Origin of the sequence: Mesorhizobium sp. YC-39 (assembly GCF_025753795.1) — a bacterium.
In the GTDB taxonomy this organism is placed as follows: domain Bacteria; phylum Pseudomonadota; class Alphaproteobacteria; order Rhizobiales; family Rhizobiaceae; genus Mesorhizobium.
This window is the reverse complement of record NZ_JAOWPS010000001.1, coordinates 1,982,232-1,996,195: the sequence shown is the minus strand read 5'-3', so window position 1 is coordinate 1,996,195 and position 13,964 is coordinate 1,982,232. Positions and strand designations below refer to the sequence as shown.

Below are 13,964 nucleotides of genomic sequence, written 5' to 3'. Positions count from 1 at the left end.
CGACTCCCTTTCCTTTCGCCGAGGCTGCCGGATGCGGCGCAGGTCTCAGCCAATTCCTTTCGTGGGTCCAAGGTGGAAAATCGTTTCCTCATCCAACGCCTGATCGCGAGGCCTGAGTTCGGACCTTTGGTGCTGCTCGTCGTCGAGATCGCTGTCTTCTGGAGCATCAACCCCAGCTTCCTGTCGCCGCAGAATATCTCGAACACGCTGGCCTTCACGGTAGAGCTCGGCCTGATCGCGCTAGCGATGACGCTGCTGATGACGTCGGGCGAATTCGACCTCTCCGTCGGATCGGTGTTCGGTTTCTCGCCGGTCTTGATGTGGACCCTGTTCAACAGCGGCGTCACATCGCTGGAAATGGGCTTCCTCATCGCGCTGGTCGTCGCCGCCTTCATCGGGCTGGTGAATGGCTGGTTCGTCACACAGCTCAAGATCCCGTCCTTCCTGGTGACGCTCGGCATGCTCCTGGTGGTGCGCGGCACGGCCCTGTTCGTCACCGACGGTTTCCCGCAGCGGACCTGGAGCGCCGAAGGCAGCTGGCTCGCCGAGGCGCTGGTCGGCGATTTCTTCATCGGACCGTTCCGCATCTACATGTCACTGTTCTGGTTCATCGCAGCCGCAATCGCGCTCGGCTACGTGCTGACGCAGAGCCGGACCGGCAACTGGATCCAGGCGGCGGGCGGCAACCCAAACGCGGCCAGGGCGCGTGGCGTCAATGTCAGCGGCGTCAAGATCGGCCTGTTCATCCTGTCGGCGATCATGGCCTCACTCGCCGGCGTCATCTCCTCGCTGCGCACCTCGGCGGCCAATCCCAACAGCGGCACCGGCTACGAGCTCGAAGTCATCGCCATGGTGGTGATCGGCGGCACCGCGCTGACCGGCGGACGCGGAACCATCATCGGCACCGTGCTCGGCATCCTGATCCTGCGCGTCATGCGCAACGGCATCGTGCTGATCGGCGTGCCGGGCCTTGCCTACAACATCTTCATCGGTGCCATCATCCTCGGCATGATGGCGCTCCACTCATGGCTGGAACGCCGGCATCAGGCAGGGACGTGAACCATGGCCGAACCGCTTGTCCGCATGGAAAACATCCGCAAGTCCTACGGGCGCGTACAAGCGCTGGTGGACGCCAATTTCCACGTCAATGAACGGGAGATCGTCGGGCTGCTCGGCGACAATGGCGCGGGTAAGTCGACGCTGATCAAGGTGCTGTCGGGTGCGGTTCCGCTGACCAGCGGCGACATCTTCATCCGCGGCAAGAAAGTCAACTTCCGCAGCACCAGCGACGCCATCGCCCATGGCATCGAGACGATCTACCAGGACTCGGCGCTGGTCACGCAACTGTCGATCGCCCGCAATCTGTTCCTCGGGCGCGAGCCGATCAAGCCGCCGCGCTTCCTCAACCGGATGGATCAGGAGGCGATGAACGTGGTCGCCCGCGACCTGCTCAAACAGGTCGGCATCTCGAAGAACATCCCGCCGACGACGCCGATCGGCTCGCTTTCCGGCGGTGAACGGCAGGCGGTGGCGATCGCGCGCGCCATGCATTTCGACAGCGACCTGATCATCCTCGACGAGCCGACCAACAATCTCGGCGTCGCCGAGACGCAAGGCGTGCTGAGCTTCGTGCGCAGCGCCCGCGATTCGGGCCATTCCTGTATCTTCATCGCCCACAACATCCATCACGTCTTCCAGGTGGTCGACCGCATCGTCGTCATGCGCCGGGGCAAGGTGGTCGCCGACGACATCGACCCGAAGAAGACCAACGTCACTGAGGTCGAACGGATCATCACCGGCATGTCCGACAAAGAGATCCGCGACGCCATCGTCCAGGGCAAGCATTCGGGGGCCTGATCAGCTCAACCAGATCTGGCTAGCCGCATGTCTGGCACGGGATCGCATCCGCTCCTATGACTGGAACCATGAAAGCCACCGTTTCGGATATAGCCAGAAGCTGCGGGCTGTCGACCGCGACGGTCGACCGGGTGTTGAACAACCGGCCGGGCGCAAGCGCCGCCAACCGGCAACGCGTGATGGAAGCTGCCAAGCAGCTCGGCTACCTGCCGGTCGTCGACCAGGTGGCGCTGCCCTCGCGGCCGGCGCATCTCGAATTCTTCCTGCCGATCGGTTCCAACGCCTTCATGATGGATCTGGCAAGGCACATCGAGGACTATGCGGCGCGCCTGCCGCTGGTCGCCTCCTGCCGGATCCACAATCTCGCGGGCATTTCGCCAGGCGCATTGCAGGCCGCGGTCGAAAACCTCTCGCTTAGGGCGAACGGCGTCGGCGTCATCGCGATCGATCACCCGCGAACCCGCAACATCCTGCGCGAGATCGTCGAGGCCGGCATCCGCCTCGTCACTTTGGTGTCCGACGTGCCCGGCGCGCCCCGATCGGCCTATGTCGGCATCGACAACCGCGTTGCGGGCCGCACCGCTGCCTTGTTGATGGGACGCTTCCTGGGCGGGCGCCTGGGCCATCTGGCGATGGTGGTCGGTTCGCGCTCCTATCGCGGGCACGAGGAACGCGAAATGGGCTTTCGCTCGGTGCTGAGCGAGGAGTTTCCCAATCTGACCGTCACCAGCGCCGTCGAGATCAATGACGAGCCTGAAGTCAGCTACACCGCGACGATGCAGGCACTGCACAATGAGCCGGAGCTGCTCGGCATCTATTGCGTCGGCGCCGGCCGCTCGGGCGTGGCCAAGGCGTTGCTGGAAGCCAGGCCGCAGAGAAAGCCGATATTCATCTGCCATGACCTGACGCGGGCAACACGCGGCTATCTCGTCGACGACCTGCTTGATGTCGTCATCGACCAGAATGCGCGGCTGATCGCCGAGCAATCGGTCATTCGCCTGCTCGGCTCGATCGCGTCCTCGGCGCCCTATCTGACCCGAAAATTCATCGAACCGCGCCTGATCTTTAGGGAAAACGTCCCGGTGCAATGAGTCTCTGCCCAAGGCAGAGGGTTTTCTTCCTCATCACAACTTTTGAGGGTGATACCGCAAATATGCACATCTGCTATGCATCTTTCGCAATTGCCGAATCGTTAGGCAACCCGTACGTTCACAGGTGTCGGCCATCTACTCCTCCCAGATGCGATGCCGGCCTTGAATTCGGTGCACCTCCTCCCGCGCCGCATTCGAAAATCAAGCCCGCTGCCACCTCCTCCCGGCAGCGGGCTTTTTTCATTCCATTCATGGAGATGTCGTCCGCGTTCAAGACGCGAACGTGTATGGCGGGATCTTATCGCGCCTTGAACGATGCGATCAGGCCTTCAGCCATGCGCACGAACTGCGCGCTGGGACCCTCCGCGCCGACGCTCTGCAGGCTGACGCGAGCGCCCTCGAGCAAGAGAGACAGCGTGTCGGCGAGAAGCTCGGCCTGGCCGACGCCAGCCTCCCGGCACAAATTCACCAGGCGTTCGCGCTGGGCTTCCTTGAGTTCCTTGATGACGCGCCTTGCCGGATGATCGGTCTCGCTCAACTCGACGGCGGCATTGGCCATGTCGCAGCCGCGGCTGTCGTTCGCGAGCATCTCGGAGACCTTGCGAACCCAGGCGTGCAGTTGTGCAAGCTTGTCGCCAGGATATTCGGCCTCGAATGCATCCCATATCGCGGCGGCCTTGCATGCGGTGGCGCGCAGGCATTCGATGATCAGGTCGTCCTTGGACTCGAAATGACGGTAGAGCGTCATCTTGTTGGTGCCGGCGGCTTCGGTGATAGCGTCGACGCCGACGCCCTTGATGCCATGTTTGTGGAACATGTCCTGCGCCGTCTCCAGGATCCGATCCCGGGGCCGAACGCGTTCCGAAATGCCGTCTGCCATCGAAGTCTCCTTGGCTCCCGAAAAATTCAGCACACCTCTTGACTAGGGTGTTACCGCTCTGTAACGTCACGAATGTTACTTACTGGTAACACCTCTCTTGCCTGCCGTCAACGATCGACATCGCCGTTAGGCCCTGCCGGGACGGAACCAGGACAAGGAACTGCCTGTCATGCGGCTTCGGCCGGTGAGAACGACAAAAAACGATTCGCGATCATTCGATGCGAATCGCCAGCAAGGAGCCGCTTCGATGTCGCAGCGCAAGGATTTGACAATCGATGAAGCCATCCGGGATCCGATGATCCGGCTGGTGATGAAGGCTGACCGCGTCGACCCACACGCATTCGAGAGGATGCTGCGGTCGCTGGCCGATGAGCAGCACCCGGGCAGCAAGGTGCGGCCGTCTCGTTTTTCAGGAGACGCGGGGTCCGGGCACAGCCGGAAGCTGTCCAGGATTGCCAAGGCATTTGGCGAAGCAAAAGCATTTAACGAGGCGTGCGTTTCATGGTGAACTTTTTCATCCACCGTCCGATCTTCGCGTCGGCGATCGCCATCATCATGGTGCTCGCCGGGGGGATTTGTTATTTCCTGCTGCCCGTCTCGCAGTTTCCCGACATCACGCCGCCGCAGGTCGTGGTCAGCGCCCAATATCCCGGCGCCAGCGCGCAGGTGGTGGCCGACACCGTCACGACGCCGCTCGAACAGCAGATCAACGGCGTCGAGGGCATGACCTACATGTCGTCGTCGAGCTCCAATGACGGTTCGTCGACGATCACCATCACCTTCGAGGTCGGCTATTCGCTCAGCACCGCCGCCGTCGACGTCCAGAACCGGGTGTCGCAGGCAGCGTCTTCGCTGCCGGCGATCGTCAACCAGGGCGGCGTGACGATCAAGAAGCAGAATCCGAATTTCGTCCTGATCGTCGACCTCACCTCACCCGACGGTTCGGTCGATCCGGTGGCGCTCAGCAACCTCGCCTATCTGCAGGTGGTGGACCCGTTGAAGCGGCTGCCCGGCGTCGGCGATGTGCAGATCTTCGGCGAGCGGCGCTATTCGATGCGCGTATGGCTCGACCCCGACAAGCTCGCCAATCTCGGCATCACCGCCGTCGACGTGCAGAACGCGATTGCCGAACAGAACGTCCAGGTCGCGGCCGGCAAGATCGGACAGTCGCCGGCGCCAGCCGGTACTGCCTTCGAAATGCAGGTCAACGCGGTCGGCCGATTGAGCGACCCCAAGGAATTCGGCGACATCGTCGTGCGCGCAGACGCCGCAAACGGCTCGCTCGTGCGGCTGCGCGACGTTGCCCGCATCGAACTCGGCGCCCTGCAATATTCGTCGTCGGCCTTCTTCGGCAAGGATCCGACTGTGGTGCTCGCGGTCTACCAGATGCCGGGTTCGAACGCGCTCGATCTGCAGCAGCGCGTCAAGGACAAGATGCAGGAACTGTCGGGCCGTTTCCCGAAGGGCGTCAGCTACGCCATGCATTACGACACGACGCGCTTCGTCTCGGCTTCGATGCATGACGTGCTGGTCACGCTCGGCGAGGCGCTGGTGCTTGTTGTCGCTGTCGTATTCATCTTCCTGCAGAGCTGGCGCACCACGATCATCCCGACGATCGCCATTCCAGTGTCGCTGGTGGCCACGCTGGTCGTCATGTACATGTTCGGCTTTTCGCTGAACATGCTCAGCCTGCTCGGCATGGTGCTGGCGATCGGCCTCGTCGTCGACGACGCGATCGTCGTCGTCGAAAATGTCGAACGACAGCTCGAGGCGGGGTTAAAGCCGCTTGCCGCCACGCGAGCGGCGATGGCCGAGGTCACCGGCCCGATCATCGCCACCACCGCCGTGCTGATGGCCGTGTTCGTGCCGGTCGCCTTCATCCCCGGCGTTTCCGGGCGACTCTACAACCAGTTTGCCCTGACGGTCGCGATCTCCTTCGGCATCTCCGCCTTCGTCTCGCTGACGCTCACTCCGGCGCTCAGCGCCGCCTTCCTGCGTCACCGCGGGGAAACGCAATTCGCGCCGTTCCGCTGGTTCAATGCGGGCTTCGAATGGCTGTCACACGCCTATGCACATGGCGTGCGCATCCTGATCAGGCTGCGCTGGATCATGCTCGGCCTGTTCGCGGCCGGCCTGGTCGCAACCTATTTCGTCTGGCAGAAGCTGCCCTCAACCTTCCTGCCGGTCGAGGACCAGGGCTATTTCTTCGTCGTCATCCAATTGCCCGACGGAGCCTCGCTGGAACGCACCGACGCGGTGGCGCAGAAGGCACGCGACATCCTGCAGGCGATGCCCGGCGTCGATATCGTCGGCTCGATCAGCGGCCTGAACTTCCTGACCAATGCCGCCCAGTCGAACTCGGCGGTCGAATTCGCCATCCTGAAACCATGGGACGAGCGCGGTCCGGACCAGAGCGCCTCCAAGCTCGTCGCCGACGCGCGTTCGAAGCTGATGCAAATTCCGGAGGCGTTTGCACTAAGCTTCGATCCGCCTTCCATCCCGGGCATCGGTACGACCGGCGGTTTCGAATTCCAGGTGGAGGATCTGACCGGCCGCGGCAGCGCTGCCCTCAACGACGCGACGCAAGCCGTGCTCGCCGAGGCGCGCAAGCAGCCCGAGCTCAACCCGCAGCAATTGTTCTCGTCGTTCTCGACCTCGACGCCGCAGTTCAACTACGACCTCGACCGCAACAAGGCTAAGCTGCTGGGCTTGAGCCTGCCCGATGTGTTCAACACGCTGCAGATCTATCTCGGTTCGCTCTATGTGAACGATTTCAACCTGTTCGGCCGCACGTTTCGTGTGACGATTCAGGCCGACAAGGATGCGCGCGCCGGTGCTGCCGACATTTCGCGGCTCTATGTGCGTAACGCCGCCGGCGGCATGGTGCCGTTGAGCACGCTCGGCAAGCTGGTGCCTATCGTCGGCCCGGAAACCGTACCGCATTACAACAACAATGCGTCGGCCCTGATCAATGGCGGCGCCGCGCCAGGCTTCTCGTCCGGCCAGGCGGTTGCCGCGATGGAACGTGCTGCTGCTACGGCACTGCCGAAAGATTTCGGCTACGAATGGACTGGCATCACCTATCAGGAGCTCAAAGCCGGATCGATCGCCTCGATTGTCTTCGGTCTCGCCATGATCTTCGTCTTCCTGATTCTCGCCGCCCAGTATGAGAGCTGGGCCATGCCCTTCATGGTCCTGCTCGCGGTGCCGCTTGCCCTGTTCGGTGCCTTTGTCGCCTTGTTGCTGCGCGGCATGCAGATCGACGTCTATTCGCAGATCGGCTTTGTCATGCTGATCGGCCTGGCGGCAAAGAATGCCATTCTGATCGTCGAGTTCGCCCGGCGACGACGCGAGGAAGGCCTGAGCATCGTCGATGCCGCAATGGAGGCGGCGCGGCTGAGGCTGCGGCCTATCCTGATGACCGCCTTTGCGTTCATCCTCGGTGTGCTGCCGCTGATGTACTCCACAGGTGCTGGAGCAGCGAGCCGTCAGTCGATCGGCACCACCGTCTTCGGCGGCATGGTCGCGGCAACGATCCTGTCGCTGGTGTTCGTGCCGGTCTTCTATGCGGTGATCGAGCAACTGCGCGAGGGCCGTGGTCAAAGCGAACCCGCCAGCGAACATGAACAAGACCATATTGAACCGGCTGCCGAACCAACGCCCGTGCGATTGGCGGAAGCTGCCGAATAGGATTGGAGATATCAATCATGCGTAAATGGAAAATCGCGTTGGGAGCGGCTGTCGCGCTGGGGGCGATCTCGATGGCGAGCGTTCACTTGCTCGACATGGGCAATCTCAGCCTCAATGCCGGCACAGCGGCAGCGACCCCTGCTCCGGCGGCGTTCGTCATGCCGGTGCCGGTGGTGAACGTCGTCAAGAAGACGATCCCGATCTATCTCGACTATGCCGCCCGGGTGGAGTCCATCCGCAGCATCACGCTGCAGGCGCGCGTGCCGGGCTATCTCGAAGAGCAGAGCGCCGATGACGGCAGCGATGTCAAAAAAGGCGATCTTCTCTACAAGATCGCGCCGCAAGACTTCCAGGCGGCTCTCGACCAAGCGAAGGCGCAGGTGCAGCGCGATACGGCAACGGTCGACTATGCACGCTCCAATCTCGGCCGCGGCACCGAACTCGCCAAAAGCGGCTACCTCGCCAAGGACAGTTTCGACCAGCGCACCAGCACATTGCGCGAGGCCGAGGCGTCGCTGGCGGTCAACCAGGCCGCTATGCGGACGGCGGAGCTCAATCTGAGCTATGCCGAAATCAAGGCGCCGTTCGCCGGGCGCATCGGCCGCAATCAGGCCTCTATCGGAACGCTGGTCAGCGTAGCCGGCACCGTGCTCAACACGCTGGTGCAGCTCGATCCGATCTACGTCACCTTCAATCCGAGCGAAACCGATCTGGCACAGCTTGAGGAAGCCCGTGCGGCGGGGCCTGTCGATGTCGATGTCCTGCTTCCCGGCGACACGGAGCCGCGCCAGAAGGGCCAGCTCACCTTCATCGACAACACGATCGATCATTCGACCGGCACGATCACGGCGCGAGCAACGATCGGCAATGCGAAGTTCACACTGCTGCCCGGTCAATATGTGCGTGTGAGGCTGCATATAAAGGAGCAGCCCGATGCGCTGATGGTGCCGCAGGTCGCACTGGGCTCGAGCCAGCTCGGCAAATACCTCTACGTGCTCGGCAAGGGCAATACGGTCGACCAGCGCATCGTCTCGCTCGGACCGACCAATGGTGATCTCATCGCCATATCGAGCGGCATTGCCGAAGGCGATCAGGTGATCACCGGCAATCTGCAGAAAATAGGACCGGGAATGCCGGTTTCGCCCCTGCCACAACAGAAACCGGCCAGCTGATAACCCCCATCAGACCCGGTCCTGTGGCGCCCTCGACCCCCACGTCGAGGGCGCCGTTTTGCTGAGCAGTTCGACCAGACCGGCGACGTCGGCGCGCTCGGCCTTGGCGGGAGCCATGAAGGCGCAATAGGGCTGGCCGAGGCGAACCGAAACGGACGAGAGCGCGATCAGGCGTCCGGCTTCCAAATCGGCTTGGGCCATGACCCGCTGGCCAAGCGCAATGCCGAGACCCAGCCTCGCCGAGGCGATCGCCAGGCTGGACAGGCCGACACGTCGTCCGTGCGAAGGATCGGGCGCGCGGCTTCCTCCTGACGCTGCGAACCAGTCGGCCCAGCCTGGGTGCGAGGCATAGTTCGGCCCCCAATTGGTGTGTATGAAAAGACTTTCATGCACCTCCGCCAGGCCGGAGGTGCCATTGTTGTGACGTTGCCAGAAATCTGGCGCCGCGATCGGCAGGACATCGTCATGAACAAGGCGAACCATCCTGAGCGCCGGATAGTGATAGTCGCCATAGCTGACGCGCAAATCGATGTTCTGGCGCACGACATCGACAGGGTCGTCCTCGACACGGACGTCGATCGCCATCTGCGGGAAGGCGTCGAGCAGCACGGCCAGCCGTGGCGCCAGCCATAGTTCGGCCAGCGAAAACGGCACGCTGACGACAAGACGCGTTCTCAAGCCCCCTTCCAGCATGCGCCGGCCAATGGCCGCAATGTCACCCAAGGCGCGCGCGGTCTGCGGGTAGATCGCATGGCCGGCATCGGTCAGCGCGATGCGGTTGCCGCTGCGCACAAACAGCTGCTTGCCGAACCAGTTTTCCAGATTTCGGATCTGCTGGCTGACCGCCGCCGAGGACACGCCGAGTTCCGTGGCGGCCAGCGTGAAACTTCCGGCTCGCGCAGCGACTTCGAAAGCCCGTACGGCATTCAGCGGTGGAAGTTTCTCCATGCCGGCGCCTCTCCACAAGTTTTCCTTGTGCAGGCCTAACAATTTTCCGCGTTGAGAGAAAGTTTTCCTTGCTGTCTAGTCACCACAGGATTTCACGAGGACGCGACGATGAAAGACATTCTCGACCTGGACCGCTACCCGCTCGACCGCGAGGGCAGCCCCGAATGGAAGCGGCTGGTAGAAGCCTCGGCCGCTGCTTTAGCAGCCGACGGCATGTTCAACCTCGAGGGCTTCCTGCGCCCGGGCATTGCCGAACGGGCGGCCTCGGAAATCCGGCCGGTGATGGAGGCGCGCTCGCATGTGCACAGGCGCATGCACAACATCTACTTCAAGCCTGAGATCCCGGAGCTGGCGCCCGACCATCCGGCGCTGCGCAAGGTCGAGACCATCAGCCACACGGTCTGCGCCGACCAGATCCCGGGCAGCACCGTGCTTGCCGTTTACGAGTATGAGCCGCTGCTGCGCTTCCTGGCGGCGGCGATGGGCAAGCCACGGTTGCACGTGATGCAGGATCCGCTCGCCCGCACCAACGTCATGGCCTATCGCGCCGGCGAGGCGCTGAACTGGCACTTCGACCGCTCGGAGTTCACCACGACACTTCTGCTGCAGGCCGCCGAGCGGGGCGGCGATCTCGAGTATCGCACCGATCTGCGCTCCGACGACAATCCGAACTATGACGGCGTGGCCAGGTTGCTCGAAGGGCGCGATCCCGAGGCAAAAATCCTGCGCATGAAGGCGGGCACGCTGAACGTCTTCCGCGGCAAGAACACCGCGCATCGCGTCACCACCGTCGAAGGCAGTCGCGAGCGGATGATCGCGGTATTTTCCTACTACGAGAAGCCAGGCGTGATGTTCAGCGCCGAGGAGCGGGTTGGCTTCTACGGCAGAGCGGCCTGAGAGAGGCTGTTTGGAAATCTACTCTGGCGGCCATCGGCCGGCGTTCTGTGTCTGCGGATCTCAAATCCAGAATCCGGAAATAACCTCTTGTTAGATTGTCGACAATCTGCTTGTCTAGTTCTCGGTTCCCCTGGAGTGGCCGAATGGGCAAGCTGGATTTCAGTCCGATCGCGGATACGACACGCAGGGCCGAGATCGTGGCGCTGCTCAGGCGCGCGATCCTGACCGGCCAGTTGGAACCGGGGCAGAAGCTCAACGAGCTCAGGATTGCCGAACAGATGCGGGTGAGCCGCGCGCCGCTGCGCGAGGCGATGCGCGAGCTGGTCCAGGAAGGCATACTGACCAGCATTCCCTATGCCGGAACCTTCGTCATCGACGTCACCGCCAAGGATATCGACGATGCCTATTCGCTCAACAAGGTGCTGGACGAATTCGCCATCGAACTGACCTGGAAGCTGCGCGACGAACGCTTCTTCGACGAGCTCGACCGGCGACACGAGGCGGTGAAGCAGGCGACACGCGACCTCGACACCACCCGCCAGATCGAAACCGCATTGCAATTGCACGGCCTCATCTACGAATGGGCCGACAATTCGGTGCTGCTGGAGACCTGGCAGCGGCTGACCAGCCGGCTGCAGATGTATTTTGCCCTGCACCAGCATGCGCGCAACGAGCCGGTGCCGGCCGAAGACGTCCACGAGACCTATGTGCGGCTCTTGAAAGGCCAGGACATGCGCGCGGCCCAGCGCCATGCCCGTGAGCATATCGACCTCGATTTCGAGGAGCTGCTTGCCTATGCGCGCAGCCTCGAACAGCGGACGTCCAAGGGTGGCAGGGCCGATCGCGCCGGCCGGACCAACAGCGCCTAAGGCTGCCGTCGCAAAAGCCGAACCATTCCAGATATCACGACACCGGATAGACAAAGTGCAGATCAAAACCATCAAGGCCTACCATGTCGTGCAGCCCTTCGTTGACGGGCCTTACCGCATGTCGAAAGGACGCGTCGCCGACTGCTTTGACGCGGTGATCGTTGCCATAACCTCCGACAGCGGCGTGACCGGCTGGGGCGAGATGGCGCCGCTCGGCAATTTCTATTCGCCCGCCTTCCCCGCCGGCACCCGCGCCGGGATCATCGAAATCGCGCCGCATCTGCTGGGGCACGATCCGCGCGGCTTGGCCAGCATCGGCCGGCTGATGGACACGGTGTTCAAGGGCCATCCCTATATCAAGTCGGCGCTCGACATGGCCTGCTGGGATCTGGCAGCGCGCGCCGCCGACGTGCCGCTGGTCACACTGCTCGGCGGACGCGAGAGCGAGACGGCAGAACTCTACAAGGTCGTCACCCATGGCACGGTCGAGGCCATGGCGGCACTGGCCAAGCGCATCGTCAAGGACGGGTTCCACCGGCTGCAGGTCAAGGTTGGCGGCAATGTCCATGACGACATCGAGCGCGTCAGCGCGGTCGCCGCGTCGGTGCCGAAAGGCACCGTCATCTTCTGCGATGCCAATGCCGGTTGGACGCCCTACCAGGCGCGCCAGTTCACTGATGCGACACGTGCCATCGACTACACGTTCGAGCAGCCCTGCACGACGATCGACGAGAACATGTCGGTGCGCCGTTCTCTCGACAAGCCGATGGTGCTCGACGAATCCGTCGCCTCGCTGGACGACATGCTCGATATCCACCGCAAGGGTGCCGCCGACGGGCTGACGCTGAAGATCTCGCGGCTGGGTGGCGTGACCAAGACGCGCCAGATCCGCGACCTCGCCGTCGACCTCGGCTTCATGATCACCGTCGAGGACACCGGCGGCGCCGAGATCGACACAGCAGCCATGGCGCATCTGTCGCTGTCGACGCCGCAGGAGCGCCGGCTGCATGCCATTGCCTTCCATGAATGGGTGACGGTGCGGACCGCATCGAACATGCCGCCGGTCACGGGCAGCCGCATGGGCATTCCGGACGGGCCGGGCCTCGGCATCGATGTCGTTCCCGACCTGCTTGGCAGACCCTTCTTCGAGGTCGGCAGTTGAGATGAAGATCCGCCGCATCCGGGCCACACCGATAAACCTCCGGCTGGAGGCGCCTTACGCCTGGGTGTTCGGCGAGCTCGACGGGTTTTCGCCAACCATCGTCGAAGTCGAGACGGAGGACGGGTTGATCGGCCTTGGCGAAGCGCCGACGCCGGCGGCGGCGGCGATCATCAATGACAATCTCGCGGCACGACTGATCGGCCGCGATGCCTTCGACATCGCCGGCGCCGAAAATGTCTGCCTGCCCTACTGGACCGGCGTGCAGTCGATCAACGACCGCAGCCGCATCATGGCCTTCGGCGCCATCGAGATGGCGCTGTGGGACCTGCGCGGGAAGGCGTGGCAGCAGCCGCTCTACCAATTGCTCGGCGGCGCCGTGCGCAAGGACATTCCCTTCACCGATTATTTCTCGCTGCGCGGCGATGGGCCTGAGGTGAAGGGCGAGAAGTCGCCGGAGCAAGTCGCCGACTACTGCGTCCAACTGCACGAGACGCATGGCACGACCTTCTTCGAAGGCAAGTTTTCGACGCAGGATCCGAAGCTCTCGCTGAAGATGGTGGAACTGATCCGCCAAAAACTCGGCGACGACGCGATGATCCGCATCGATTCCAACCAGGCCTATTCGCTGGCGACGGCGCGACAGTTGGCGCGGCCATTGGAGGAACTCGGCGTGCGCAACTGGGAGGACCCGGTGGCGACCATCGAGGAGATGCGCGAATTGCGCCGCCACAGCTCGATCCCGTTCTCGACCCACAATATCGACATTGCGCGCGCCATGGAGATCAAAGTGCCGGACGCCTTCGTCGGCAATCCGACGGCGCATGGCGGCATCGGCCGCATGCTGCGCTTCGTCGGCGCCTGCGAGCATGCCGGCATCGATTTCTGGTGCTACAGCGGCGACAGCGGCATCGGCAGCGCCTGCTACCTGCATCTGTGCGCAGCGCTCGGTTGGATACGGGAGCCGAACCAGTCGCTGTTTCGCATGTGGCCGATCGACGTGATCGAGGAAGGACCATTCTCGCCCAAAAACAACGTCGTGCGGGTGCCCGAAGGTCACGGTCTCGGCGTCGCCCTGTCGCGCGAAAACCTCGCCACCTGCCATCGCGACTTCATCGAGAACGGACCGTGCAACAAGTACCATGACCCGGCAAAGCCGGGGACCTACCGGCGCCTGCCGTTGAACTAGGAGTGATCACACGAACCGACAGGAGACAGATACAACAGGAAAAACCGCAGCCACGAATGGGAACGAACAGGCGAAAGCAGTGCCTTAAAAAACCGGCCTCTCCGCCGCAAGGACAGGGTGGACCGGCCAAGACCGCATGCTACAGTCTCGACTGAACTTCGTTGACGGCCGGGATACGGAGAACATCCTGAATTCGTCAATCACAAGAACAC

12 protein-coding genes are annotated in these 13,964 nt (G+C 62.8%); 10 read left to right on the top strand and 2 right to left on the bottom strand.

Going from position 1 to position 13,964, the window contains the following annotated elements; all coding sequences use genetic code 11:
• The first annotated feature begins 72 nt into the window (after nt 1–72).
• The 3 genes from OHD62_RS09300 to OHD62_RS09290 all read left to right on the top strand — a co-directional run bounded on the left by OHD62_RS09300 (nt 73) and on the right by OHD62_RS09290 (nt 2,948).
• Nucleotides 73–1,059: an ABC transporter permease gene (locus OHD62_RS09300; protein WP_263782221.1), complete on the top strand. Its 987-nt coding sequence runs from the start codon at nt 73–75 to the stop codon at nt 1,057–1,059.
• Between the two features lie 3 nt (nt 1,060–1,062).
• A complete protein-coding gene (locus tag OHD62_RS09295; RefSeq protein WP_263782219.1) occupies nt 1,063–1,857 on the top strand; it encodes an ATP-binding cassette domain-containing protein in 795 nt (264 codons plus the stop codon).
• A 68-nt stretch (nt 1,858–1,925) separates the two neighbouring features.
• Nucleotides 1,926–2,948 (top strand): LacI family DNA-binding transcriptional regulator, encoded by a 1,023-nt coding sequence (locus OHD62_RS09290; protein ID WP_263782218.1) that lies wholly within the window; start codon nt 1,926–1,928, stop codon nt 2,946–2,948.
• A gap of 298 nt (nt 2,949–3,246) precedes the next feature.
• Here OHD62_RS09290 and OHD62_RS09285 read toward each other — a convergent pair whose 3' ends face one another.
• A complete protein-coding gene (locus OHD62_RS09285) occupies nt 3,247–3,828 on the bottom strand; it encodes a TetR/AcrR family transcriptional regulator (protein WP_263782217.1) in 582 nt (193 codons plus the stop codon).
• Between the two features lie 247 nt (nt 3,829–4,075).
• Between OHD62_RS09285 and OHD62_RS09280 the strand changes: the two genes are divergently transcribed.
• Genes OHD62_RS09280 through OHD62_RS09270 form a run of 3 tightly spaced genes read left to right on the top strand, consistent with a single transcriptional unit; the run spans nt 4,076 to nt 8,690 of the window.
• Nucleotides 4,076–4,336, top strand: a complete 261-nt coding sequence (locus OHD62_RS09280) for a hypothetical protein (protein ID WP_263782215.1) — start codon at nt 4,076–4,078, stop codon at nt 4,334–4,336.
• Entirely contained in the window at nt 4,330–7,518 is a 3,189-nt protein-coding gene (locus tag OHD62_RS09275; protein ID WP_263782214.1) for an efflux RND transporter permease subunit, read from the top strand. The genes OHD62_RS09280 and OHD62_RS09275 overlap by 7 nt, the downstream gene beginning before the upstream one ends.
• A 17-nt stretch (nt 7,519–7,535) precedes the next feature.
• Nucleotides 7,536–8,690, top strand: a complete 1,155-nt coding sequence (locus OHD62_RS09270; protein WP_263782213.1) for an efflux RND transporter periplasmic adaptor subunit — start codon at nt 7,536–7,538, stop codon at nt 8,688–8,690.
• Nucleotides 8,691–8,699: 9 nt separating this feature from the next.
• Here OHD62_RS09270 and OHD62_RS09265 read toward each other — a convergent pair whose 3' ends face one another.
• Complete coding sequence (locus OHD62_RS09265; RefSeq protein WP_263782212.1) at nt 8,700–9,638, bottom strand: LysR family transcriptional regulator; 939 nt, start codon at nt 9,636–9,638, stop codon at nt 8,700–8,702.
• Between the two features lie 108 nt (nt 9,639–9,746).
• On the opposite strand from OHD62_RS09265, the gene OHD62_RS09260 reads away from it, so the two are divergent.
• The 4 genes from OHD62_RS09260 (at nt 9,747) to OHD62_RS09245 (ending at nt 13,752) form a co-directional block, all read left to right on the top strand.
• Nucleotides 9,747–10,535, top strand: a complete 789-nt coding sequence (locus OHD62_RS09260; protein WP_263782210.1) for a 2OG-Fe(II) oxygenase — start codon at nt 9,747–9,749, stop codon at nt 10,533–10,535.
• A gap of 143 nt (nt 10,536–10,678) precedes the next feature.
• Nucleotides 10,679–11,404: a GntR family transcriptional regulator gene (locus tag OHD62_RS09255; RefSeq protein WP_263782209.1), complete on the top strand. Its 726-nt coding sequence runs from the start codon at nt 10,679–10,681 to the stop codon at nt 11,402–11,404.
• A gap of 55 nt (nt 11,405–11,459) precedes the next feature.
• Nucleotides 11,460–12,566 carry a mandelate racemase/muconate lactonizing enzyme family protein gene (locus tag OHD62_RS09250; protein ID WP_263782208.1) on the top strand — a complete coding sequence of 369 codons (1,107 nt, stop codon included), beginning with the start codon at nt 11,460–11,462 and terminating at the stop codon, nt 12,564–12,566.
• Between the two features lies 1 nt (nt 12,567).
• Nucleotides 12,568–13,752 carry a mandelate racemase/muconate lactonizing enzyme family protein gene (locus OHD62_RS09245; RefSeq protein ID WP_263782207.1) on the top strand — a complete coding sequence of 395 codons (1,185 nt, stop codon included), beginning with the start codon at nt 12,568–12,570 and terminating at the stop codon, nt 13,750–13,752.
• The last annotated feature ends 212 nt before the right edge of the window (nt 13,753–13,964 follow it).